The organism is Halomicroarcula saliterrae, assembly GCF_031624395.1.
Classification (GTDB): domain Archaea; phylum Halobacteriota; class Halobacteria; order Halobacteriales; family Haloarculaceae; genus Haloarcula; species Haloarcula saliterrae.
Genome location: NZ_JAMQON010000001.1, coordinates 835,939 through 862,568 on the forward strand (window position 1 = coordinate 835,939; position 26,630 = coordinate 862,568).

The 26,630-nt window shown below is 57.2% G+C and carries 17 protein-coding genes; 8 read left to right on the forward strand and 9 right to left on the reverse strand.

Translation table 11 applies throughout. The annotated features are described in order from the left end of the window. Window positions 1-101 precede the first annotated feature (101 nt). The gene (locus NDI56_RS04585) at window positions 102-2,387 is read left to right on the forward strand and encodes an AAA domain-containing protein (protein ID WP_310918249.1); all 2,286 of its coding nucleotides are present in this window, start codon (window positions 102-104) and stop codon (window positions 2,385-2,387) included. Between the two features lie 1,771 nt (window positions 2,388-4,158). On the opposite strand, the gene NDI56_RS21710 is transcribed toward NDI56_RS04585, so the two are convergent. From NDI56_RS21710 to NDI56_RS21830, 7 genes are all read right to left on the reverse strand, one after another. After that, the gene (locus tag NDI56_RS21710) at window positions 4,159-4,869 is read right to left on the reverse strand and encodes a DUF3800 domain-containing protein (RefSeq protein ID WP_417935940.1); all 711 of its coding nucleotides are present in this window, start codon (window positions 4,867-4,869) and stop codon (window positions 4,159-4,161) included. Between the two features lie 344 nt (window positions 4,870-5,213). Continuing rightward, on the reverse strand, window positions 5,214-6,179 hold the full coding sequence (locus NDI56_RS04590; RefSeq protein ID WP_310918250.1) for an HNH endonuclease: 966 nt from the start codon (window positions 6,177-6,179) through the stop codon (window positions 5,214-5,216). 191 nt (window positions 6,180-6,370) lie between these two features. Next, entirely contained in the window at window positions 6,371-7,039 is a 669-nt protein-coding gene (locus NDI56_RS04595; RefSeq protein WP_310918251.1) for a hypothetical protein, read from the reverse strand. Beyond that, window positions 7,036-7,962 (reverse strand): hypothetical protein, encoded by a 927-nt coding sequence (locus NDI56_RS04600; protein ID WP_310918252.1) that lies wholly within the window; start codon window positions 7,960-7,962, stop codon window positions 7,036-7,038. The genes NDI56_RS04595 and NDI56_RS04600 overlap by 4 nt, the downstream gene beginning before the upstream one ends. Before the next feature lie 40 nt (window positions 7,963-8,002). Further along, a complete protein-coding gene (locus NDI56_RS04605; RefSeq protein ID WP_310918253.1) occupies window positions 8,003-8,842 on the reverse strand; it encodes a DUF8168 family protein in 840 nt (279 codons plus the stop codon). Next, window positions 8,839-9,780 carry a hypothetical protein gene (locus tag NDI56_RS04610; RefSeq protein WP_310918254.1) on the reverse strand — a complete coding sequence of 314 codons (942 nt, stop codon included), beginning with the start codon at window positions 9,778-9,780 and terminating at the stop codon, window positions 8,839-8,841. Before NDI56_RS04610 ends, NDI56_RS04605 begins: the two co-directional genes overlap by 4 nt. Then, a complete protein-coding gene (locus tag NDI56_RS21830; RefSeq protein WP_470303399.1) occupies window positions 9,780-10,091 on the reverse strand; it encodes a DUF8112 family protein in 312 nt (103 codons plus the stop codon). Before NDI56_RS21830 ends, NDI56_RS04610 begins: the two co-directional genes overlap by 1 nt. On the opposite strand from NDI56_RS21830, the gene NDI56_RS04615 reads away from it, so the two are divergent. Beyond that, window positions 10,051-11,901 carry a DEAD/DEAH box helicase gene (locus NDI56_RS04615; protein WP_310918922.1) on the forward strand — a complete coding sequence of 617 codons (1,851 nt, stop codon included), beginning with the start codon at window positions 10,051-10,053 and terminating at the stop codon, window positions 11,899-11,901. The two genes, NDI56_RS21830 and NDI56_RS04615, sit on opposite strands and share 41 nt — an antisense overlap. A 70-nt stretch (window positions 11,902-11,971) precedes the next feature. Here NDI56_RS04615 and NDI56_RS04620 read toward each other — a convergent pair whose 3' ends face one another. Continuing rightward, window positions 11,972-13,738: a homing endonuclease associated repeat-containing protein gene (locus NDI56_RS04620; protein WP_310918255.1), complete on the reverse strand. Its 1,767-nt coding sequence runs from the start codon at window positions 13,736-13,738 to the stop codon at window positions 11,972-11,974. Between the two features lie 176 nt (window positions 13,739-13,914). On the opposite strand from NDI56_RS04620, the gene NDI56_RS04625 reads away from it, so the two are divergent. Then, a complete protein-coding gene (locus NDI56_RS04625) occupies window positions 13,915-17,109 on the forward strand; it encodes a DEAD/DEAH box helicase (RefSeq protein WP_310918256.1) in 3,195 nt (1,064 codons plus the stop codon). A gap of 53 nt (window positions 17,110-17,162) precedes the next feature. Here the strand turns inward: NDI56_RS04625 and NDI56_RS04630 are convergent, their stop codons facing one another. Beyond that, entirely contained in the window at window positions 17,163-18,089 is a 927-nt protein-coding gene (locus NDI56_RS04630; protein ID WP_417935949.1) for an ADP-ribosylglycohydrolase family protein, read from the reverse strand. A 220-nt stretch (window positions 18,090-18,309) separates the two neighbouring features. On the opposite strand from NDI56_RS04630, the gene NDI56_RS04635 reads away from it, so the two are divergent. The 5 genes from NDI56_RS04635 to NDI56_RS04655 all read left to right on the forward strand — a co-directional run bounded on the left by NDI56_RS04635 (window position 18,310) and on the right by NDI56_RS04655 (window position 26,611). Then, the gene (locus NDI56_RS04635) at window positions 18,310-18,618 is read left to right on the forward strand and encodes a hypothetical protein (protein ID WP_310918258.1); all 309 of its coding nucleotides are present in this window, start codon (window positions 18,310-18,312) and stop codon (window positions 18,616-18,618) included. A 106-nt stretch (window positions 18,619-18,724) separates the two neighbouring features. Beyond that, window positions 18,725-20,083 carry a restriction endonuclease gene (locus NDI56_RS04640; RefSeq protein WP_310918259.1) on the forward strand — a complete coding sequence of 453 codons (1,359 nt, stop codon included), beginning with the start codon at window positions 18,725-18,727 and terminating at the stop codon, window positions 20,081-20,083. Window positions 20,084-20,359: 276 nt separating this feature from the next. Further along, a complete protein-coding gene (locus tag NDI56_RS04645; RefSeq protein ID WP_310918260.1) occupies window positions 20,360-22,276 on the forward strand; it encodes a DEAD/DEAH box helicase in 1,917 nt (638 codons plus the stop codon). Continuing rightward, window positions 22,269-23,177, forward strand: a complete 909-nt coding sequence (locus NDI56_RS04650) for a PD-(D/E)XK nuclease family protein (protein WP_310918261.1) — start codon at window positions 22,269-22,271, stop codon at window positions 23,175-23,177. The genes NDI56_RS04645 and NDI56_RS04650 overlap by 8 nt, the downstream gene beginning before the upstream one ends. Next, the gene (locus NDI56_RS04655; RefSeq protein WP_310918262.1) at window positions 23,174-26,611 is read left to right on the forward strand and encodes an ATP-dependent helicase; all 3,438 of its coding nucleotides are present in this window, start codon (window positions 23,174-23,176) and stop codon (window positions 26,609-26,611) included. The genes NDI56_RS04650 and NDI56_RS04655 overlap by 4 nt, the downstream gene beginning before the upstream one ends. Window positions 26,612-26,630: the final 19 nt, after the last annotated feature.

Sequence of the window (26,630 nt, forward strand, 5' to 3'; positions counted from 1 at the left end):
GGATCGGCTGACTCTGATGCATTGTTTTAATTCTGCATTATCAGTGATATCCTATTCTCTTGACGAATGAATTATATGTAAGTCCACGTATCTGCTATCTGATGCCGGATATTGATTTGTCGGTGATGGTTCAGGCGTTTTCTGCTCGATACTCACCGTCGCTCGCTGCGTTCAGCGAGCGACCTGAGAAAGTTGATGTGCTTACCGAAGACGGGGACGCGGTCGATCTTGAGGCGCTTGCTGCTGAATTCAAGCAATTCGGTGCGTTGCACCGCGGCAACAGCGTCCAGCTTCCACTGCATAAACCAGAGTCGGCAGAGCTCACCGGTGAGTTCGTCTGGTTCACGGAAGAAGACCGTCGGACGATTGTCGAGTATCACTGGTCGATGGTGGATCGGGATGATTTCCAATCAGTCCGACAAGCCGGGATGACCGAAATCGGGTGGCGGCTTCGATTCTGGACAGATGCATTTGACGTTCCAGCAACCCCGAGTTACATGCCAAGCGGGGATACGCAGGAGGAAGAGTCGGTACTTGAACTCGTCCCGGAGAAACTCACAGCGGACCATTGGGGCGAACAGCGACGTGACGACTTTTTCACCCACTTGTTAGACTTCGTCACAGCCGAGAAGCAACGTGATCGACGCGACAGCATTGAGAAATACCATTCCTTCGATCAGAACGCATACCAATCGAGGGAAGGCGGCGTGCATGATGCCGTGCCGGTATATGAAGACACGGGTGCAGACCCGACGCGGTGGCACGTCACTGTCCCTACTGAAGACGATGAGGAAGCCGATCCGACGTATATCTGCGCTGAGACGAATCTGTGGGAAGGCACGGAAATCATGATTGACACGCCGCCGTGGGCACAATCACCTACTGGCCTCCCCGTCCTCGGGGAAATCGCTGACTCCGGGACACGGGATCTGACGTTCACCATATCCGGAGACGCGGACGACCCGAAGGCTGCGACGCGGTCCCTTCGGAATATTTTCGATGACGATGAGTTCGTTATCGGTCTCTATCCGATTTTCAATGCGTTACCGTACGACCGAGAACTCGACTGTATCAGTCGCGTCCGAGACACCCCATCGAAGCACGCACCGGTCGCCGGGAACAGTGGTGTATCCTTCACGCCAGGCCGTGGACTCGACACAGAGTTCCCTGACCTGAACGATTCGCAACGCCGCGCCGCATACCACGGCGTGTGTGCAGATGATATCACACTTATCCACGGCCCGCCCGGCACCGGGAAAACCAGGACGCTCGTCACGCTCATCAAGGAGCTCGTCGACAGGGGCCACACTGTGTTAGCCTGCGCGCACTCGAATCAAGCCACAGACAACCTTCTGGTCGGCACGAGCACGCCAAGCGACCCTGAGGAGGGGTCACTCCACGAAGCCGCAGTTGAGGAGCAACTCACGATTGCTCGGGCAGGGACAGGCAGTACAAACCGTGTTGTGGAACAGAACTACTTGGGACGGCATCCGAAGCAAGCCGATGTTGTTGGCGCGACGATGTCCGCTGCTGCCGAGTTCGACACGAACGAGTTCGATGTCGCCATCGTTGACGAAGCCTCCCAAGCATCCATTCCAGCGACGTTCGCCCCGTGGCTCGCCGCAAACCGCATGATCCTCGCCGGTGACCACAAACAACTCCCTCCGTACGCGAGCGACGAAATGCGAGACCGTGACCTCGAAGTCAGCCTGTACGAACACCTCGTCCACCGGTATGGACAGGACGCCGCACAATTGCTCGACACGCAATACCGGATGCACGAAGACATCGCCGCGTTCCCAAGCAAAGCCTTCTACGACGGGCAGGTCAAGACCGTCGACCGACCAAACGATCCGTACACGCTGTGGGACCTCCCGCCGGTCACCGCACACCACGTCACTGGTGACGAAACACAACGGTACGGGACGTCCTACGCGAACGACGCCGAAGCAGCCCTCATCGCCCACCACGTCCACGACCTCCGGGATCGAGGCACGCCGTGTAAACACATCGGCGTCATCACCGGATACACCGGGCAAATCCAAACCATTCGGAGCAAACTCGACGACCTACCAGTCACCACCGATAAAATCGAGATCGACACCGTCGACTCATTCCAAGGCGGCGAACGCACCGTCATCCTCATGTCGTTCGTTCGGTCGAACGACGCCGGCCGATCCGGCTTCCTCTCACTCCCCGATGTCGGCCCACGCCGACTCAACGTCGCCTTGACACGCGCCAAAAAACGTCTCGTGCTCATCGGGAATTGGGACACACTCACCGAGCCCGAACCAGCCCGTGACGACTGCAGCGACGTGTACGCCGACCTCCGCAGCTGGCTTATCGAAAACGACTGCTTCGAAGAACCACCGGCGAAAAAACACTAACTATCCTCGCCTTCACGCTTCAATTTCTAACCATATTACGTCTAAGAATTCTGTGAATTTCGGTGAGGTAGCTCATATCTTCCCTCTTTATAATAGCTGAATTGAGGGCACTTATATTGAAATGCTATCGATGAGAATTAATTATTTTTATTTTCTATCATCCAGTATTTTCTGTTTACGTTTGGCGAGAATACGATTGGGTAAGTGGAGCAGACAGGCAAATAGAGATTGGTATGTCAAGATATTGATTATGAATTAATGGGGCTGAATGTAGACCGATTCATGAGCTATCCCCCGATATGAAATACAAATTATGTAAAATTGTGGGCATGGGTGAACGCGATACTATGGACAAACTGTGCCTATTTTCATTGTACGGTGCTGTCTTGCGGTTATGGACAGATTGTGGCCTAATTTCTATTGGACTCTATCCTGCTGTTGTCCGATCATTATGGACATTTTGTGAGTGATTTGCATTACTAGCCATCTCCAGCAAATAGATAAGATTCTAACATCTAGGAATGACCGTTAATAACTCAGACTGAGATCTCTCAATGTCAATAATAATACTATATCTCATGTCTTGCGGTTATGGACAGATTGTGCCCTAATTTACATTGGTCCAAACCCACTCGTTGTCTTGCGGTTATGAACAAATCGTGCCTAGAGTCAATGTATTATTAACACCGTCTGAAATCACCATCGAACTGGTCGAGGGTCCCTCCACTGAATTTTTGGAGAAATCCCGCCAATTCACCCCTTTGCCGTCTTGCGGTTATGGACAGACCGTGCCCTGATTTACATTGATATTATGGCTGTATGACGGGGTGTGTCTCAAGACACTGGTTTTGCTTGCAGCTTTAGAGCGCTTCAGAAACTGCAAAGTTATATCTAAGAGCGTCGATTGGGGTCTAGACCAGTTCTATACCCCCCGAAATTTTCCGAAGGGGGTTGGTCTAATAGATGGCTGAGGAGGATTTACCTCCCGTGGCATTGGAATCTCAGTTGCCGGATGGGTTACCACTTTCAAGCGCCATGTGGTTAGGCTGGTGTCTGCTTGTATCAGTTTGGTAAGGGACAGTGCTCACTAGGCACACTGTGGATGCCCGGTACGGTTCTATACATGAGTGGCGGTGAGGCGACAGGAGCTATCGTGGTGGTGTGCCAGTTACTTCGAAACGAAGGTATTGGTGAGCATTGAGAGTGACTGCTTTTTCTATCAGAATAGTGGTACGAATATGTGTGTGTGTCAGGATTCAACAAGCAGCAAAACAATGTGTGGACAAAGACGTCACACTTTCTGCTTGATCGATGCTGCTGGCGCAGGTTTCCTCGAAGACTAGGATTCGATCAACCCTACATGGTATCCCGAGCCACAGCCAACTCTAAAGAGACAGGTCGAGGAGAGACTTTGCTTTGCGTCGGCGAGTAGCATCTTGGTGAGGCGGTGTTGCCCTCACTATTTTCGAGGCCCTGAGCGATCTCCGGGCGCGACTCATTGGTCAACTTGGACATCTCGACATCCCGGTGGTTCTGATACCACCTGTACGCACCACTGACGCTCTCAGTACTGCAACCGAGTACTACGAGTATCACGCTATTCAAAACCATCCTGTCTGAGCACGGTTCGCCACAGGGCAGTAGGAAGAATTAAATCGCCTCGCTGAATATGTGTATATGAGCAGGTGGCGCACGGATCAATGATCCCTCCTTGAGGGTACTGAGTTCCGTGAGGCTACCTGGTAGCCTTTCCGAGAGCATAATTCTGGAGTTACTTCTTTGCGAACCGAAGCGGATGCAGCGTTTCGACGGCCGTTTCACAGTCTCCTTTCCGCTGATGCCGAGCCCAACTGTATGCCGCTACATCAGCAACCTGTAGCCCTGGCGCGTCCTTACTATCACGACTGTCAAATTCAATCGGCGGAATCTCATCCGCAGTACGATCTAACACAGTCGCTACCTTCTCCGCAGGGTTTTGCCACACCTCAGAATCCAGAACGACGCACATCGAATCAATCGTACTCAGAGCTACGTGCGTCGTCTGAAATACCGGGTTTAGCACGCTGCATAACGCCAGTGTCTTCAATTCTTGAACAGATTCATCGAAGTTCCCAATCACGTCTGTCAACACGTCATTGCCGATATCCGGGTTCACCGCATGCACTGACAATCGGATCGGGTGCGTAATCTCCCACGGCAACCGGGTTTGCTCAATTGTCGGGTCATCATACTCGACTTGATTCAAACACCCAACAGTCGTATTAACAACCGCAACCGGTAATGCAGATCCCTTCAGCTCAGACAACGTTCGAGACCCATGCAACGCACTCTCAGCAATCGTTTTCAATTCATCAGCCGTATGCCGTAACACCTCATTCGCCCGGCCCCGCTCAGAAAGACACCACGGAGCAGCTACTACATAGTATGACCCGTTTGATGGGTTCCCACTCTCATCAACGTGTACGAACAACGTCCGAGCCATCAAATCAACAGGATACTATCACGCAAACGCTCACGCGATATATTTCATTCCATCACTACCAAGCCGCCCCTGTCACATAACTACGTGGTTAATCATAGTCCGTGGAACTGTGAATGCGAAGGTTGCGGTGAGCCAGCACACCAGTGAACCAAGGCAACCGTATCTCCACGCCCACCATATTAACGAACTGAGTGACGGCGGGTCAGACACACGGCAACCGTCGTGGCTCTCTGCCCGAACTGCCACTACACAACCCACCACGGCGTCGATGGTGACGAGTTCAACGACCACTTACGCACGAAGATATCGCAACTGGACGACGCGTAACCTGACCGCGTGAGAGTCTACAGCGCCTTTTCGAGTTCTTCTAACGCCTCGATCGTCTGCTGTAACTGCGTTTTCGCATCCGACCACGAGATGTCTTCACCGTCTTCCTCGGTCGGTTCCTGATCGGCCTTGCCGCCATCGCTCAGCACCCCTGCTTCACCGTCAGCGCCGTCTTCCACTGCGTCGAGTCGCTGCTGCGTCTCGGCACCGTCGTCCCCCTCAGCAGGTGGCATCTCTGTTAGTGAGTCACCATCTTCGACATTGGCCGACGGTCGCCCGCCTCTGTCATCCAACGCGTTTAGAGGGAATGCGTACGCTCTCGCGCGTTTTTCCTTGTGCCACGTTGTCCGCCCCACCACACCGATCACATCAGCGACCTCGTCACGGCTACACCCGCGGTCAAGGGCTTGCCGGACACGTTCGTCCTCAGCACGCTGTAACAGGGTTTGCGGGTCATCAGGAATGCGGCCGCGAGCAGAGTTCGATATCTGCTCAGTGAGGCCCCACTCACCCGTGTCTGCGTCCTGATCGATGATTTGCCGGTCGCGTCCTTCGACCTTATTGTCGAGGCCCATCAACACCCACAAGCGCTCCCGGACTGCTGTCACGGAGAGATCCGGCGTGAGTTCGTCCACGATGTCACCTGTTCGGATCGGGCCGTGCTCTGCTAACACTTGGATGATCTCAGCGTCCTGCGGCAGTAATACCGTCGAGTCCGCTTCAGTAAGCTCGACCGGGACTTCGTCGCCCGATGGCTGGTTATGCAGCCAGTTATGACAGCGCCGGCATACTGCAGTCAGGTTCCTTAAGTCGTGCTCGTCCATCTCGTCGACATCACGCGTCGCGTGATGGATTTGCAGCGCCGCCACGCCGCCAGCACCCGGACCGTCCCGGCCACACCACTTGCAGCGATGCCCCGCAGCCGCTAACACGTCCTTCCTCGTCTCCGGATCCACCGTCTCGTTCGACACATCCTCGGTCATGCTCTCACCTCTCCGTCGATACTGCGTTCTTGATCTGTCGCCGATACGTCACCGTGATCGAACCGCGTTTGTCGTTGCATTTTGCGTTCATCAGCCGCTTGTTGGCCCCGCGTCGATACCTGGCGTCTACCTGGTGTATCGCTTCAATACCGCCTGTCCTCGCCACACTACTCGCCGTCAACTCGGCCGCGTCACCCGTGACTCGTCGGGGTTAACGATTTCACTTGGAAATCCGATTTACTGCAGTACCGTTCCGCGACGCTGCCAAGTGCTGCCGTTCGAAGCACGTCCGAGACGTTATGCTGAATCACGTCCACGAACCGTCCTTCATTGAACGCGACCACCGCCTCCTTACTGTCATCGAACGGATCGATCTCTCCGAACTCGTCACCGCACAGCACGTCGTATGCTGCCGTGAGACTCGACTGTGACTCCCCATCCACGGTCGTGTTGAACAGTTTCCTAATCACCGGGAAGAGGTCCGCGTACGGCACGTCGAGGAACGGCCAGTCAAGGCCGTTCGCCGCAAATCGGGTTCGAAGGAACGGTACATCGAAGCCACCATTCCACGTTTCACCATTGTACGCGACGAGGAGCACGTTATCATCGTAGAGGCGCATCTGCACGAACTCCGCCACCGCCTCTAACAAGGGGGCTTCCGAGTCGTGGACCGACACAATCACGTGTTCCTCAACGCGGTCCTGCACGTCCTCTTCGAGCCCGTCACGGGTTCGCTCGGCCGTCTGGCAGAACACACGCACCCCTAATGGGAGACTGAATCCGACCACGGTCACGACATCGTCGACGTCAAACCCGGTCGTCTCGATATCGAATGCGACCTGCTCTAACGCGTCGCTCACGAGGTTGCACCCCCGACACCGACGGCGCGTTCCGGCACGCGATCCCGCTTAGCTGGTCGAAGGCGGAACTCACCGAACCCGTACTTCGCATGCGTCCCCACGCGAAGCACGCCATTCTTGGCCGTTCGAACCGCGTCGGTCCCCGCGAAATCCACCACTTGCCCGTGATCCACCGTCTCAAGTACGTGCACTTCTTCACCGTTCACGAGCCGGGTTTCCCGGCGACGCAACTCACCGTCAACACCCCACCACCACGGGACGTCCTGCCCGTCAGCCCCCGGGTACTCACTCTCCAGAACGAATGGCGACACGAGCTCTAAGTTGAGCGCCGTGTCCTCAACGCGGGAGTAGTCTAATTCATCCAATTCAACGAGCTGCGTGTCTTTCAGGGACAGCTCGCCAAGCCCGTAATTCCTGGCTGCCCCGACACGCAACCCGTCCAGCACATCATCGTCGAGCGGGAGGACATCGTCGTCGTGCCCGCCGTGTACGTAGCACTGCACGAACCACTGGACTGATCGCTTCGAATTCCGGACGTTCTCGGGCCGCCCAAACCAGCACCGTGGCGCGAACGCGAGTCGCCCACCATGACTCTGGATATCCGGCACGTTATGCGCGTCCCGAGGCCGGGAATCCAGCAACCATCGTTGTGCGGCGTCTCTGTACAGGAACAAGTCCGCGTAGTTTTCGACCGCCGGAAGCGACTTCCCAAGCACCCCGGCGTACCCAACTTCGGAATGCGCAGACGGGTACTCCCCGTACTCGCTCGGGACGAACACTCCGTGACTCACCTGTAACTGCTTGCGAGCCCGGGCGTCGACACGACGGGCGAGCGCATTGAACAACGCGTTCCCCGTCACGTGATACGCGTGCCCTTGATAGTCCGACTCCAACTCGAACAGTACCTGCTGTACCTGTGTCATGCCTTCACACCCCCTGCGCTTCCAGTGGAGAATATCGGGTTCACCGTGCATCACCGTCCCCGTACACTGCGACGTAATCCTCGATGTACGCGAGCGCCGTCGACCACGACCGGACCCGCCGCAACTGCGCATCCAACCGCCGCCACCGCCGGCAACTCTGATCGAACGGATGCGCCGACAACCTGGACCACGTATCCGCAAACGACCGTGCCGGACACGACCCCAACGGAGCCGACGGCCGGTCCCCCGGCTCGCCCGTTACGTGCAGCGACATGACCGGCGACCACAGGACAGTTCGAAACGGCTCAACTGCGTCGGACCCCCGGGCCGCTGCAGCAGTCCTACCTTCGTCCGGCAGCGGGCCTGACGGCGTCGCCACGAGGTGGAGGTCTGCGAACTCATGCCCGGCCCGGTAATTATCCAGCAACGCCGCTACGAGCAGCACGTGGAACCTGAGCGAGGTGTACGGGTAATACACCGACTCATTGTACGCTGCCGCGGCCTCGCTCGTCAACCACCGCGAATGCAGCACTTCGGGATCCGTCGACAACACCAACCAATCCAGCGGCGCATCGTCCGACGCTCGAATCCGATCAGACGCTACGGCCGTCCCGCCCGTCACGAGCGACAACCGGCGCGGCGACTGGTGATTCGCCACCGTCTCATCAGGCGCGCCTTTCGGCCGCGACAATCGAGCCGCATCCCCATCAGCACCCAACGGCACCGACTCGTTCACCCTGGCGTCGCGGAACACCTCTTGAGCCGCATCATGCGACCGGCCCCGCAACTTATGCACATCATGGCGAAACGCCGCGACCATTGGATCCACATCTGACTCAGGCCCCTCGTGCGGCGACTCGAACGGCACGTCCGACGTCACGCCGCATCACCACCCGGCACCGGCAGGTCACCATCACGACGCGCTGTGCGGGCCTGGAGCGCCTCCACGAACTTGTCCCGACACCGCGTCTGCCACAGCTCATCCTTCCGCTCCATCTCGTTGGTGGGCGACTTCCGCCGATCATACATATTCGACACCTCATCCTCAGAGTACAGCGGGTTCAGGACCTGTGCGTCGACCATGCCCGCGCCGAAATTCCTCGCGCCCCCAAGTTGGAAGGCATACTCGTCACTATGCGCATCCAGGAACGCGACAGCTTCCAGCAAGAGCCCGACGAACTCAGGCTTCGTCTCCCGCAACGTGAGTTTCCACGTCCCCACGAGATTCCCGACCACGTCCCGCGTCGAGTGCCGCAGCGGCTGCCCACCATCCTCCTCGTTCCTGGATCTGACTTGTGTGTGCAGCTGGCGATAGTGCGCCTCGGCTTCACCCCTCGTGACATCTACTTGGCTACGGACCGGCGAGAACGACACTGGACGACGAATCAACTTCCCCGGTGATCCGCCAAACCCACCGAACAGATCGTACACCACACAGCCAGCATCCACATCGTCCTGGCACGACCCTTTCTCATGATACCCGGATTCCAAATCCCGGTCGTATACGTCCTCAAGTCTAAAGTTCGCATTCGACTCGCCGGGATGGCACGCAGACGCACCTGCCGCCTGCAAAACCGCCTCGCAGCCATGACGCAGCCATCCCGACAGCGCGAACGGGGAAATCTGGCCCGCAATCTGGTTCTGTGGGTCGTCAGCTTCGTAGCGATCCGACGACGCATGATGCCGATCGGTTACAATCCCATCACCCGGAGCCAGCAGCCCGGCATCGAGGCCAACGTACAGATCAGGGAGCATCAGAGCCTCCTCGACAGGTAGCTCGAACTCAATTGGGAGATCAGACGTGTCAAAATCGACCATCACGCCTCACCACCCTCAGCCGCAACCAACTCACACGCCGCACACCCTGGTGACGACCACTCACCCGAATCAACACGCAACGATTCGCGCGTATGGGCCGGCGACCACGCCACAACCTCAGGGTCAACCACCGTCACCCAATCACGCTGCAAACCCTGGTCAACCACGCGACCAACCCGGCCCTCAACCACCACTTCACACACGCCAAGCGTCGACAAAGAAGAAAGCGACGGTGGATGCCGCGGACACCGCACCTGACGAACGTTCGAACTGTACGAGTGGCAAAAAGAAGCCGCGACGCAATGGTTCACTGGTGAGAAGACGGATACGGAGCGGGGTATCGCACAGGTAGTGACTGGTGCGGGGAAGACAGTGATGGCGCTGGAAGTTTTGCGTCAGTGGCTCGCAGATCACCCGGACGGCGTAGCTACAGTTGTCGTTCCGACGAAAGTACTCATGCACCAGTGGCTGGAGGAACTCGTCGAGACACTCGGTGTCCCGTCCGACGACATCGGATGGCTAGGTGACGGGCACAAGGACGGGTTCGAAGGTGGGTGTCGAGTCCTTGTCTCGATTGTCAATTCCGCAGTTAAAGACGACGCACTCTCAGAGACGTTGCAAGCCGCAGGTGTCAGTGAGCATCTCCTCATCGCCGACGAATGTCATCGCTACACTGGCGATACGTTCTCGAACGTGTTCGACTGTGACAGGACAGCCAGCTTAGGCCTGTCTGCGACCCCGCTATCCGATCCGACCGCTGACGAGCGCTGTCCGGAAGACGAGATGCTGGTCGCTAATCTCGGCGAGATCTATTACGAACTGTCGTACGACGAGGGACAACGCCGTGACCTGATACCTGACTTCCGGATTAATTACATCGGGTTTGACCTCACCGACGCCGAACAGATGGCGTATCAGCGGCTGACCGATGCAGTAGTCGACGCGGTAACGGACATCGAGCGGCAATACCAGAACCGCCTGTACGAACTCAGTGGGAGCTTCTCACGGAAACTGCAAGTCATCCGGAACAACGCTGACAGGGCGACGCCGGCGATCTCGGACTACTTCAAATACACGCAGGAGCGACGGGAACTGGTAGCTGACGCCGTTGCTCGGCAAGCCGTAACGCTGGAACTGCTCTCAGAAAGTGTGGACAACGACCAGAAAGCGATTGTTTTCCAAGAACGAATCGAGCAGTTAGAGCGGATGGTCGCTCCGAGTGAAACACGGGGCCGTGACGTTCGAACAGGCGAACTCACGGATACGGATGTCGACCGCGCACAACTCTACGAGCGATACCCGGCGCTGAAACGAATCGATAAGAAGCTGGAAGAGCTGTTTTTCACTGCGAGTTATCGCCCCGTTATGTACCATTCGGGGCATAGGAACAAGGCCTGGAACGATTTCGCTATCGAATGGTTCGGCGACGACGGGTTTGCAAACGTAATGCTGAGCGTCAAGGCGCTAATCGAAGGCGTTGACGTCCCATCTGCTGACGTGGGTATCGTACGTGTATCTTCAGGGAGTATCAGACAGCGTATCCAGACGCTCGGCCGTATCCTTCGGACGGGCGAAGACCCGGATAAGCAAGCAGAGTTGTTCGTTCTCTATGCGCGAGACACCGTCGATGCGAACATTTTCGAGCGATACGACTGGCGGGAGGAGCTCTCACAGGCAGAGGTCCGACATCTAACGTGGGAAACTGAAGAAGACGCGATTACCGGGCATCTCAGGCAAGCGACTGACAGCGAAATTCCCGATCCCCCGGCGAGTCAAACGATTCCAGATCCCGAGGAACTAGCCCAAGGCGACCCGTATCCAGGACCAAGCGACGGGTTCGAATTCAGTGTCGATGCCGAAGGTCGACCGTTCACCAGGAGTCGAGATGGGCGGAAATTTATCGAATCAGAAAGCTATCGGGACGTCGCCTCGTTCATCCATGCTGAGAAGGGAGGCGGGAGTGTAATCGTTAACAAAGCCAATCACGCAGTGACCTTCCTCGGTGAGTCGCTTGTCTTTGTCGGCGTAGTCGAAGACCCAACAGATATCGAATATCAACAGAGCTCTGGTGGTAGCTTGACCGATGAATCGGATTTCTCCCTTGATGAGATGGGCGGATAGCATGGAACGTGTAGATTGTAAGCCAATCTTCGAGATTTTGTATAGATAGTAGAGTGCACACTACAAGTCTCTATATCCTTTTTGCCACAAGTTCAGCGATCTGTTCCGAGAGGAGATCGTTGATCTCTGTCCCGTCTCTCTCGACAAGACGTTCAAGCACCATGGCTGTGGTTCCGCTGAGACTGATGGAGAATTCCTCTTCTGTGTCGGGGATCTCCAAGTGTGTGCGAATGGCGTCTTCGACGAAGGCATCTATCGATTTGTAATCAGCATCTTCTCCACACAGTGCTCTGATAAGTGTTCGCTGTGTCCCTGTGAGTTCAACCCGTACTGCTGTTGTGGACGTGCTCGTTACCGCTGAGGTTGCAGGGTCGATACCATCGACTGCCTGTTTGAGATGCGCTCCGACCAAACTCGCAACATCGTCGGATTGCTGGTCTGAGATGAGGAAAGCGATTGTAGAATCGATTTCAACAGTGATGTTCTCGGAGGCACTAGCGTCGGTTGTGTGCCGAGTGTTGTTCGCTGGCGAGTTCTTCTCGGCGTCTTCCGCGTGATGCTGGTTCGCCCCAACGTCGTTGTGCTCGGTCCGTTCGGAGACGAAGTTCCAGAACGTGTCGGATTCTGCTCTGAGCTCTGCGAGAGCTTCCTCGGGAACGTACTGGATCTGTTCGGATGTTTCGTCGGCGGACACCGCGTTCCAGAACGTCTGCAGGTCGAGATCGATTTCGCTACCGGTCGTGCCGACAAGAAGGTAGGGCCAGGGACGGTCTGGACCGGCTACGCGAACACCATCGTCGTACTCTGCCCACAGGTCCGGTGTGGCGTTCCAATCGCGGACTGTCTGTTCGACAGTAAACGTGTGAACTCCTGTCTCCGTCTGACTCATGACGATGTCGCCGGTGTTGACGCGATTCCAGAGTGCCTGTTGCTCCTCCGGCATGCCGAGGACGTATCCGGAGTCCGCGTCAACCCCCTCGATGACGTTGATATTCTCTACCGGTGTTTCTACAGTCCGTGCGACGCCCTGAACGAGGGTGTCGTCGGTTGGCGTTACGACAAGGACACCGACGTCTGTCTCATCGGTGTGATCGCTCGCCGCGGCTATGTCATTGAGCAGGTCCTTTGCAGTATCGACCCAATCAGGGCTGTGGTTCCGGACACCGAGTATGATTCCGTGCCGCGATTTGTTCCTCACGAGGGCATCGTTCGTTTCGAAAAACGTTCGCAAAACCGACTTGGCATCGTGCTGATCATCCAGATAGTAGACGGCTTCAGTCGCCCCACCACCGTTATCAGTACTGCCTTGGCCGCTAGTCATAACGAAGCGCCACATACCGTGTTTCCGATCGCTGACGCTTGATCCGAGAGGCATCTCTGAACTCGGTGTCGGACCATGTTCACGAAGATAGCGAACATTCTTCGTGGTGTCACGGTGTTCGGGCGGCTCTACCTCACTGAAATTATACTGTGTCGTCTCGGGGTCGATGCCGGCCGCCTCCAAGGCGAGTACGTACGAACCGAACACGAGTTCGTACGTCTCGATGTCATAGTCGCCGTGATCAGCGATATGATCACCGGTCGGAGACCGATCAATTTTGGACGCAACACGCTGTAGATCTTCAACCAGCGTCTCCTGATCAACTCCCGGCGGTGAAATGTCGGCTGCAAGGCCTGCAGCTTCGAGCGCTCCATACCACGTGTCGAACGTCGAGACGTATTCTCTGATAGTCCCTTCACACTCCGCAGGGACAGTCGACACGGTGGGCGGGCCTGCCGCTTCTTTGTCCGCAGCTCGCAAATCTGCGATGAGCTGCTCGCGGCTTACACCTGTCATGCCATGCCTGATGTGATACATAGCCGTAACTATTTTGCTGCGAAATTAGCCGCAAATCGTGTCTTGGCGTACTTACAACTGAAAATTGCGCGGGAAGGTTTTTGTATTGTACTAACATCCTGTCGAGTAGTCTAAATTAGTGCGGTATACGAAAGCATACGGGACACACTACACAGATGCCAGGTAACGACCCACTTCAGTCACGGGACGATCACACGACACCGTCCGAACAGTTCAGGAAAGATAGGCTCGAACGTGACGAGATTGACCCGACGACGTATCCGGCACAGGTCGACCGAGCTGCTGCTGATATTCTTCGTGGTATCGCTGTCGGAGCAACTGATGACCCGACAGACATCGGTGGGACAATCGATAAGTTCAATTTCGATTCGGCGACGGGCCAATTCTACACTGAAGGGTTGATCGAGATCGCTGGTGAGGATTCCCCGCTTGCAGCGAACCTCCGCGAATACGATTATGAGACAATCGGAGACTTGGCGTTCCAGCTCAATTCGCTGCGGCACACGCTCCGCGAGACCGGCAGTTCGATGGATATCGACCGGGCGTTGGAAGCGTTACTCGAAAAGACGGCGGCGGCAGCAATCGAACGAAGCGTCAAGTCGGGTGGGAACGACGGAGCCGGGCTCCGGGCACTACGCGACACTGACTCTGTGAGCGATCTAACGGCTCGATTGTTTTCCGACCCGCGTGTCGATGCGTATGCACAGGCACTCGTCGAGCAAATACCGGCTTCGGACACTGATTCTGCCGAACTGGTCGAGCAATTAGACGAAGCCCGGATGACCACGCCGCTGTGGAATCATCAACGAGAGGCGCTGGAGCGATGGCACACCAACCAACAGCGGGGATACGTCGACATGGCGACAGCAACGGGGAAAACAGTGCTTGGGCTCGCAGCAATCGCATTGCGATACGGGTCGTTACATCCGACAGATACGTCGGAAGCACCGGAACTGAGAGATACTAGTGACATCCCTGCAGCCGCGACTCGCCCTCGCGTACTGATTGTGGCCGGCACGGAGCTGTTGCTCGGTCAGTGGCGGGCGGAGTTAGACGAACACCTCGATATCCCGCGTGACCGTACCGAACCGGTTTCGGATGATGATCGGATGATCGAACTCTCGTGGGGTGATATCGAGTTCAGAACAGCACAGGGACTCCTCGAAACGCCGGAGTTTACCCGGTACGATTTAGTGATTCTCGACGAGGCTCACCGGTACTCCAGTGGGAAGACTGATGGGCGCGGATGGGGGGACCTCTTCGAGGACTTGACAGCCGGAGCGGACGCGATTCTGGCGATGTCCGGGTCCGTCGACAGTGGCTGGACTGGTGACGAGACAGCTGAGAACGCCCTCGAACAACATCTGGATCAGTGTTATAAATTCGACGTCGCAAAAGCCCGCCGCGAAGGTGTGATCGCCGACTTCACCTGGCAGGTTCGATACTTGCCTGTGACGGGCGACCGCGTGGACCGCCTCGGGAGTCAGACTCGAATCACTTCGGCGAGCTACGATTCCGAAACCGGAACGATAAACGCTGATCGGCTGAACGTAGACGCGACAAACCTCCCCACGGACATCGTCGATTATAACGACTTGCGATCGTTCGTGCAATCGAACAACGGAGGCGACCTCAGATCCAGTTCAACACAGTTTGACGCGTTCGCGTCAGCGCTGCTCGCTCGCAAGCCACTCCGGTGGAACACGGCACCCGATTCGGAAGCCATCGCAGCACTCGTCGCTGAACACGCCCCGGCGCAGAAAACTGTCGTCTTGGTCCGGTCGTACGATGCCGCGGCGGAACTCCGCTCTATCTTGACAGAGCGACACGGTATCAGCGATGATGCGATCGTGGCGTTTACTGATTCCTCGGAGGACCGCCTGGAGAAAATCGAGCGGTTTAACGAGCTTTCGCAGGGGGTCATAATCGGTCCTGGCGATCTCCTCGGGACCGGTGTCGATATGCCGGACGCAGAGGTTGCGGTAAACGTCTCTCGCGGAGGGGTGAACGCGTCACTCGTCCAGCGCATCGGTCGAGTCCTTCGCAATCCGACAGGGGACAAAGAAGCCACGTTCTATCATTTAGTTGCTCAACCGCTTGAAACGGATGCAATAGATACCGTTGAGGATGGTGCGCAGCTGCTCGAACGTGCAGCGGAGTTCCGCGCGTTGGGTGACACCTTCCGCGAAGTGCCGAGCTACAAGTCACATGATGATGTGGCTTCGACGCTCGTTACCCTGGAGAATGAAGGGGTGAAATTGTTCGAGCGAATCGACGACGAAACTCAGTTAGTGACAGCTGACGAGGCGCACGAACACGTCCGCACGCTCCAAGCGATGGTCTACGATGCGGCCGCAAACGCCGACGACCCTACGGCCCGTGATCGACCGGTCCTGGAATCGTGGGGCGACGCCTCGACGGGAACTGATCAAACCAGTGAGGAAACCTTCCCACAGCGAAATGCAGCGTACGAGCGGTATCGACTCTCACTTGGCCCGTACCGCGTTGCAAAGGCCGTCGCAACGCAGTACTACGACACGGCCATTGATATTGAGGAACGGGACGGCCGTTACCACGTCGAATTCGAGGATGACGAGTTAGCTAGCACTGAGTATCACGAAGACTTCGAGCGGTGGCTCAATAGCTATCGGCAGTGGCGGGAACGCTGTGACAATCGTGACGGGAGTGGCGAACCGGGTTCGCTACCGCAGTACAAGAGTGAGTGGCCAGAGCCGCCAGAAGACAAAGGGGTAATGCTTCCACGTGAGGTCGTTGATGAAATCGGGATTTCGTACGCGGACGCTGACCCGATTTTCTTCCCATACGTCGATGGTGAGCTGTATGCGTTACCGCTACCAGACGGCCAGTATTTGACTGTCGACGGGATAACCGAAAGCCCCGACGGCCCGTCCGAGGAACCGACCGCCGAGGAAGGCGCTGGATACACTATTGACGCGGTCCTGCTGGCCGCTGCCCGAGCACGCGACGAATCTCTCGACGAGACCCTCTCACAAGCGGTCACTGGTTTCCTGAAAGAGGCCATTGAGAAGGATAGCATCGCTAGTGAGGCAAGCGAATCCAACTCCCGGGCAGAGGTAGATGTCGAACTTTCAGATAGACATGAGCGGTTACTACAGGCGCTGGCTGAAGAAGAACCAGCAATCGATGGAGTCAGTGACTTACTCGATATCGCACTGCGACAAGAGTTGGAAGAGACCAGTGATGGTGTCACAATATCACTGGACGGTGTGATGATAGCGGCAGTCCGCTCGCAGATTGATGAGGACACATCGGTCGAGGACCACGTCACAAAAACACTCACTGACGCATTAGAACGTAATCTGAACTGATTTGCCGACGGTAGAAGCGTCCTCAATCTCGGACAACCTATTGGAATCGTGCATCACACAGTTGCATCCACATCCGTTGTGGCGAGTGCTTGCGCGAGGAGTTCCAAATCATCCTTGTATTCCAGTGTGTCAAGCCACCGCTCTGGTAGCTCGTCTGCCCCGAACCTTGCACCGGCGATCGCACCTGTGACCGCACCAAGTGTATCTGTATCCCCGCCGCGGTTGACTGACGTGATAATCGCGTCTTCGGCGGTGTCTGTGGTTAGGGCATCGTACAGCGACGTCTGGAGTGTGTGGACAACGTAGCCCGTATTCTCTAACTGCTTCTCACCGACGAGGTCAGGGACGAGGCGAATCGTTTCCACGAGCTCGTCCGGGGCATCGCCCTCGATTTGTTCAATTGCATCGCTGAGCGGGTCGTCAAACCCGTTGAGATAGCCAGCTATAGTGTGATTGAGGAGTACGCACCCGTACTGACATCGTGGGTCATAGTGCGTGATGGCGGAGGACTGCTTGCTGACGCGTTCGAGTGTTTCCGGGGCGTCGGCGAACGCGATGGCGTGCGGTGCACACCGCATGATACTGCCGTTCCCGGCGTTAGAACCTTCAGCGCGTCGTTGCCAGACTTCTCGACCAGCGTCACGCCACGACGTACCGGATTGGTATTCGCTGATAGCGTCGGCGGTCATCAGGCCGACATCGAACGGCCCATCGTCGTACCAAGCTGCGAAGCGGTCAGCGATATCCTGCCCGTCGAACGCCGCTTGCTCGGCGAGGCTCCTGGCATTACAGAGTGCGAGGTCAGTGTCGTCGGTCACGGTGCCAGCGGTTTTACCGTGCGTGCCGTGACCGACCATGTCGGTGAGCGTGCCGTGCTGTTTCGTGATCTGATTCGGGGAGCGGAACTCAACAGGACGCCCTAACGCGTCCCCACAAGCAAGGCCGAGAAGCGTTCCTTTCGCAGTATCTGCTGAAACCATTGGATGTTTGTTGTATTGCATTGGTGGGTACTTGTATACAAGTATGGTAATGGGTCACTCGGCGGAAATCAGCAATAGTTGTCACAAGGTTGCTGGCTCCTCAAGGAGACGTCGTTAGTATTCGCACCGAGCCAGAGCAGTATTTCAGCGGGTGATGCGCCATATAATCATACAGATTGTAAAAAGATTGATTTGAGAAAAGGTTGAAGTTAGGAATCCAATGGGAGAGAACGGTCAAACCAATTTGACTGATTTGACTAAAAATCAAAAGGCGGTATTGAAAGTGCTAGCAGATGCTGATGGTGAGGCTCTCCGTGGTGTTGAGGTACGTCGTCGGCTGCGAGAAGATTATAATATAGAACTCACAAAGAACGGGATGAACTCGGTAATAAGCAGGCGATCAAGGTATCCAAGACATATGACAGATATCGGTTGGGTTGAACAAAGTGAGATTGAGGATAATACTAGACATGCTTACCATCGGCTCAAGCCGGAATATATCAATACAGTACGCGAGCAGCTCCAGTAAGCTACTTTGTACTATTTAAAATAAGACCGTTTAGAGCAGCTTTGCAGCTACACTGTACTGCGGAACACTATTTGTGGGTGCAGTATACATTTTAGTTACTTACGAAATGGCTGTTCTCGATGATTTGTCCGGGTTCGAGTTTGAGGATTTGATGGAGGATGTGTTCCGGAATCTCGGGTATGAGAACGTCCGGCAGGCCGAAAAAACGGCTGATGAAGGCCGTGACGTGTTGATGGAGGAAGTCGTTGACGGGACGCGCCGAGCGATTGTCGTTGAGTGTAAGCACACAGATACTGTCGGCCGGCCAGTCGTGCAGAAACTGCACTCCGCGATTTCGACGTTCGATTTCGACGGGCCCAAACGCGGGATGATCGTGACGACCGGGCGGTGTACTGGCCCGGCTCACGAGTACGTTGAGCGACTCCGGGAGAACGGTGATCCGTACCCGATTGAAATTATCGACGGGGAAGCTCTTCGTGACATCGCTGATGATGTCGGTCTGGATTTGTACAACGGCCGCATCGAAATTCTGTGTGACGAGACGCTTCGACCGTACGACCCGGCCGGGTCATCATCAGCGCCGATCCACCAGGCGTTCCGTGATATCGACAACATAGACGGTGGAGCCGTACCGGATCCGCAGTCCCATGTCACGTTCCGCCCGACAGTCACAGTCACGGCCGACACGGACGCGGTCTTCAAGACATCTGTCGGTGTTATCCATCGAATTAACGACCGGACGCGGTTCGTCATTCACGCCGACCGGGGGAATCCCACGATCGCCTCCGAGGATGTCGGTACCTTGGTTGCCGAGAATCGCCATGCAGCGGTCGAACTGACTGATGATGAGTTCGAAGACGCGTTCGATGGCGTCGAGCAAAATCGGTTCGGGCAGACACAAACAGAGTACAAAGAGTGGGCCGTCGATCAACTCCGGAGAGTGCACACCACAGACGTGACTTACACCGGCGACAACAACGTCACGTACACGAAGACGTGTGAACCGAATCTTTCAGATATCTCTGTGCAATCGATTAACGCTGTCTACCTCCCCGATGTCAGGCACTCGGTCCAGCTACAGAACTACACGTATCCGTACCAGTACTTCGCTGCCGGTCCGTCACGCGTTACGACCGAGGACGGCATCCACCAGTGCGTGCACTGCGAGACAAGTGGAGCAGGGGAACCGTACACGTATTGCTCGAATTGCGGCGCGATAAGCTGCGAGAAGCACATCAAGACTGAACGACTCGACCAGGAACCGGTGTGTACCGGGTGTGCCGTCACCGAACGGTTCGCGCTGAAAACGAAGTACTTCTACAACGACGAAAATCTCGACGAGTTCCGCGAAGAATACGGAGAGATGTCGATTCCCGAGAAAGCCATGGAAAACACAATCCTCAGTAGTGCTGTGCTGCTACTGGTCATGGCCTTCGCTGTCGGCGTTGGTATCGCATTGTTATGACAGCCAGCAGTCCCCCGATCTGGTGTTGGGAATCGGGCGACGGTTTAACAATCAGGTTCGCATGAGTATGGGTATGTTAGTACAGTTCGTGATTCACGCTGTCAGTTTGCATCGGAACCACTCGTGATGAGCGGGCAGGACAAACTGAGTGGCAGCTTGGTATCAGTCCCATTCGGTCAATCTGAAACAGAATCAGCAGTCCGAGACGAATACCGGGAGCTGCGCAACAAGTACGGACCAGAGAACGTACTCGTGTTGACGGGGTCGCCGACGAGCATGGACTCGTTTGAGGAAGTCCTCGAACCAGAAGTCCCCGGTGCAGGTGTCCCTCGTGTCTCGTCACTCGTGGTGCATGCGACTGACGTGGTCAACGCAGTGACTGACGAAGTAATTCTGTCGGATATGTTACGCCGGGAACTCGTACATCGGTTCCTCGCTGACAAGGAATGGGAGTCGGAGTATTTCGAGACCGCGGCTGAATTAGATTCCTTTGCCGGAGACGTGGCGCAACTCATGGAGACAGCGACGTGGCAAAGCGCTGCACTCGATACGACACCGGAACTAATCGAGATCGACGAGACCATCGCCGAGTTCCAAGCATGGCTCGCTGACCACGGCCACATCGAACGCGGACAGTTGCTGTCGACCGCCATCGAACAGCTCACTGACCCGGAACAGCGAGATGTCGCGGTTGATGTTGATGCGGTCCTCGCCGTCGAGTTCGAGGAGTTCTTCCCGCTTGATCGACAGTACCTGTCCGCACTGACGACAGATCTTGAGTTAGTCTGCGTTCGTGAGCGAGCGAGCAGCGTTCGCCGAACTGGCGTAGAGACCGGCCCGGTAACAGACTACGTCTCGCTGACCGACAGTGGTTCCGAGGCAGAGGCGTCGCCTGCATCGCGGCCGGCGGCGACAGCCCGGTACTTGTCGACCGGTGATGTGCCGGATGACCCGGAGAATGGTGCTGTCACCGTGATGAGTGCGGAGTCTGGTGATGAGCAGTTTGACCGGATTGCTGATGAGATCGAGCGACTCCGGGAGGTTCACGGGTGGCAGTATGACTCGTTCGCTGTCGCAACCGGGCACGGGACTGATGGGGTATCGGACGCGATTCGTGCACTCACGCAGGCAGGTATCCCGACTGAATCGACGACGGTCACCGGGTTCGGTGATGATCCGGCGATCCGGGAACTGTTGGAAGTCACGCGGTACTACGCTGCTGAAAGTGAGGGTGAGGAGACCCCGTCTGTCGACGAGAGTGAGTTCGATACGGCGCTGCTGTCGACGATTCGTGCGGAGGAGGACTCGCTTGCGGATGTGTTGCGTCGGTGGGCGACGGCGTCGGGGTTGAAAGATCGGATTGCGACGCGAGCGTCGCCGCTGGACGCGCGGTCGCAGTTCGGGAACGTCCGACGGGTGTTTTCGATGGCGAAGTTCATCGAGGACACGGAGTTCATCGAGGCGTCGTGGCCCGTATTCGTGGAGATGCTCGAACGCGCTCACGAACACGCCGAATCGGAAACGCGGACGAGTGCAACGGATCTGGACGGTGGCGTTCGCGTCGACCGGTTAGAATCGCTGAAGAACGGGTCGTGGCGCGCTGTGTTCGTACCGGATGTCGTCGACCAGGCGTTCCCGGGTGAGCCGTTCCTGACGCGACTATTCCCGCAGGACCGCGTCGTAGAGATGCCTGATTTTCCCGGTGTAACGGACGTGACGGGGAGTGAGGTCGCGGCGACGTTCCAGACGCAATCGACGGCGTCGAGTGACCCGCTCATGCAGTATCACGTCGAGCAATCCCGGCGGCGATTGGCGGTCGGTGCGAACGCCGCGTCGGAACGCCTGTATTTCTGCCTATACGACCACGAGAGCAGCGCGCTAGACGAGAAAGTACAGCCGTCACGGTTCCTCACCGATGCGTATCGGCAGTTGCCGTGGATCCAGGACGAGTCTGATGATGAGATTCGGAGTGAACGGCGCGCGGAAGAGTTCGTCCTCTCACGAATCGACCGTGCGTTAGCCGACGTGCGGCGAACGCAGAGTCTTGAAATGACAGTGTCTCTCGACGACCTGTCGGGTGATATCGGTGAGATTCACCGTGTGCTTGACGAGAGTGGCGAACGCGGTGAGGCGATGCGGGAGGCGTTGCAGGCTCGCGTTGACTTTGGGGCCGGGAGGGTGCGCCGTGAGTGACGTCGTGTCCGTGTCGCCGACTCGACTCGCAACGTACGCGACGTGTCCGCGCCAATACGAGTACAAGCACGTCCAGAGCGTCTCCTCGCCCGACGAGACGAAGCTGTATCTCCAACAGGGGAAAGCCTACCACGAAATGATTGAGCGCGTCTGTGACGCCACAGGCCGCGACGATGACCCCGGAGTCATATACGAGCGAGCGATGGACGTGTTCGATGCGACGTGGACCAAGCACATCGACCCCGAGGACTACGCGTCGAACGCTCACCAAGAGTATCAACGACGGGAGACCCTTGCTGGCATCAAATCGTTCTTCGACCCGGAGGACGGCGACGGAATCGAACACGCAGAGAAATCGGTGGCGACGGAGAAACGAATCCAGTGTGAACATGACGGCATCGGACTACACGGGTACACTGACAACGTGCTGCGTGACGGTGACACGCTGCATCTGATTGATTACAAACGGAACGTCAGAGGTGTTCTCGGGTCTTGGAGTGCTGACCGGCTCGAAGAGCACCTGAACGAGGAAGCCCACGAGGCCCAACGTGTCAAGAACGCGTTCCAGACCGCCACGTACACAGAAGGCATCAAAGACTCCTCACTGTACGAGCCAGGGATGTCCGTTCGGTTCAGCTTTTACGGGTTGTTGCACTCGACGGAGACAGAAAGCACTCCATCCGGGTACACCGTGACGGCGAGTGGCCGACCGCGGGAAACGACCGAAGCGTACGAGGAGTATTACGACACGATTTGGGATCTGATTAGAGCCGCGCACGAAGGTATTACAACTGAACGGTTCGCCCCGGACCCGTTTGACCTCATCCAGGCGGAAGCCTGCGACGGTTGTGATTATCAGTCGATGTGTGCGGATTACATCGCTACGGAGGTTCAGCAATGACTGACGGAAATGGAGATCTGCCGGCGTGGCTCCCGACGATAGAGGAGGACGTTGACCCGAAGGACCAGCAAAAGAAGATTATCAGGTCGGGGGAGTACCCGATGCGGGTGTTGGCGGGTGCGGGGACCGGGAAGACGTTCACGATGGTCCGGAAGATCGAGCACCTCATCGACGAGGAAGGCGTGTCTCCGGACCGGATTCTCGCGTTGACGTTCACGAACAACGCGGCCGATTCGATGCAGGAAAAACTGCAGGAAAAACTCGGGACCGCCGGGTACGACATTGACGCGTACACGTACCACTCGATCTGTAACGCGATCTTGCAGGACTACGCGTACACGGCCGGGATCGACCCGGATTTCGACGTGGCAACGGACGCCGAGAAGTACGCCGTGGCACTGGAGGTGCTCGACGAAATCGAGTACCGGGCGGTCAAGCCGAACGTCTACGGCCCGAACTCACACGGCAGTGGTGCAGCTGACGCACTCACCGGCTTCATCAGCTCGATGAAACGCAGCGGTATCGACCCGGACGCTATCGACGCGTACCTCGGCTCGGCTGAGCGATTGTACGAACTCGCAGACATTCCGGAAACCATCGAAGACGCCGCGAGCGACAACCTCGGCGGGCGGTCCGTCTCTACCGTACTCGATGGTCTGCCGGCAGTCAGGGAAGCACTGGTTGAGGCACGCGAAGCTATCGGCGACGATGGCGTTGAAGCTAGCATATCGGTTTTCCTCGACGGCGCCATCGCAGTGTGTGACTCGCTCATCGCGGCGTCCGAAGCCGCCGAGTCTGGCGACCGTGACCTGCCGGAGAACGCGCACAAGATTCCGAAGTACCTGTTCGGCGGGTACGCCAGTGGCGCGCCGAAAGGCATCCCGGAGGTCGGCCTGGAACTCCCCGAGTACCTCGCTGACTTTCTGGATGATTGCCTGCACGCCCGCGACCTTGTCGCCGGGTACGACGCGTACGAACAAGAATTAGCCGAGCGTGGACTCCTCGATTACGACGACCTCGTCGTCGAGACGGTCAAACTCTTACAAACTGACGCGGTCGACGATATCGCGGGCCGGTGGGACTACGTGTTCTGCGACGAGTTCCAGGACACCGACCGGTTACAGTTCGACCTCGTCACGTCCCTCGTCAGCAACGAGAACCTGTTCGTCGTCGGCGACGACGACCAGGCGATCTACGAGTGGCGCGGCGCGAACGTCGCCAACATCACTGACGAACTCGACGATGAGTTCGGCGACGCGCTTGCGGACGAACCCCTCGAACAGAACTTCCGGTCCCGACAACCGATTCTCGACCTCGCCAACGCCGCACTTGGGGAACTCGACGACCGGAAAAGCGACAAGACGCTCACCCGCGTCGACGAGCCGGACTACGACGGCGACAGCGTCGTCACGGTCGAAGAGGCCGATGACGAATCCGACCGGGCCGACCAGCTCGTCACCGTCGTCCAGAATATGCTGTCAGGAGCTGCCGGCGAAATCAACCGGGCGTACGACCCCGGCGATATCGCGTTACTCGTTCGGAAGAATAAGCACGCCGAGCCACTTGTCGACCGGTTCGAGGACCTCGGGATTCCGTACGAAGTAGCCGGCGACTTAGCGACGGATTCAGTCGGTGTCGGCACGGTCATCGCGTACCTCAAAGCACTCGCCCGACCAGAGGACGACGAAGTCAGTTGGAACCGCGTGTTGACGATGCGGTACCGCCTCGCTGACGCGGACCTCCGGCACCTCAACACGCGAGACGATGCTCTCGTCACAGCCCTGCTTGAGGCACCGCTGTCGGAGTTCGAGGAACCGGACCGCGTCGAAACCGCGAGAACCCACGTGTCGCATCTACTGGAGCTTCGGGACAGCGCATCACTTGCGCGCCTTTACCGCGAACTGACGGACCTGACCGACATCGAGTGGTATCTCAGCGAACAGGACCGTCGGAGTCTTGACCAGTTAGAGGACGTCATCGAACAGTTCGGTGACGACGCGGTCCAGCCGTCGCTCACCGGGGAGTTCGTCGAGACGCTTCGGCACCACGACGAGGTCTTCGCCGAGAACGGCGGGACGCCGACAGACCAGCCGGAGTTAGCTGACGACGCGGTCAACGTCATGACGATCCACAAGAGCAAGGGACTGGACTTCCCGGTCGTCCTGATGCCGCGACTCACGGCCGACGAGTGGGGGCCACGTGGCCGCTCGTACGACGCGCTGGAAGCCTCACTGACCGACGGCCCTGAAGCGGCGTTCGCAGAGGACTTGGTCGCCAACGACGCCCGGGAAACGCGGCGTGTCCTCCACGTCGGCCTGACACGCGCCGAGGACGTACTCGTCCTGCACGGATCGAGCGAAGACGATGACGCGAGTGACGATGAAATGGAGGACTTCCTCCGGGAAACACTCACACCGGGACTGCCGTGGGAACCGGACGCCGACCATCTCCCTATCTGGCGGGACATCCAGCACTGTCTCCCGCCGGAAGCCGCCGACTGGACAGACTCACTTGCTGCGACCGTCATCGGTGACCTCGGTGGAACGGTGACGCACAACGGCGATGCTATTAACACCGAAACAGCCCGGGAGGAAGTCCTCACACTCGGCACCGACCTGGCAGCAGGAGCCGTGGAACGCACTGCACCGTCTCGACTCACGCTTGAGTCGCTTACCAGCGCGCCCGACGTTGCTCCAGAAATCCAGCACAGCTATACGTCGCTCAAATCGTTCGAAGACTGCCCGCGGCAACACTACCTAGACTACGTTGTCAACGCGTTCCGTGATTACACTCCGAACGACGAGGAATGGACCGAGACAGACACCGGCCCGTCACAGCAAACCGTCGGGATACTGTTCCACGACACGGCCGAAATCGCGGCCGACGAGAACGCGTCGTCACCAGCCGAATGGTACGAGATCTGTGAGCGACTCGCTAATCAAAAGCGGGCCCACGACGCACTCCCCGACGCGAAGGCGTGTATCGATCGGTACTTCGAACTCGAACTCAGCGAGTGGGACGTCGTCGACGCGGAACGCGAGTTCGCCATGGAGATCGACGGTGAGGAAATAGTCGGGTACATCGACGCCGTCTACCGCACCCCCGCCGACGAACTCGTCGTTATCGACTACAAAGCCACGCAACGCGAACGAGACATCGAAGCCAATCGGCAGTTACCACTCTACCTGCTCGCGTGCCGCGACCTGTACGACGAGCCAATCCATAGCGCCGGGTACGCGTACGTCGGTCCGCTCGGTCCGAAAACCGAGACAAAGATCTTCTCTGAGAGTGATTTACAGGACGTCAAGGAGGAAATTGAGAAGTTGCTCTCAACGATTAGTAACCTCACATACGACGAGTTCGTCGCTGACGCGCACTGCCAGTGGTGTACTCACAACGAGCTACCGTGTGCAGCGCCCCTCCCGACAGAATGAGCAGAGCTAACACTCTTAT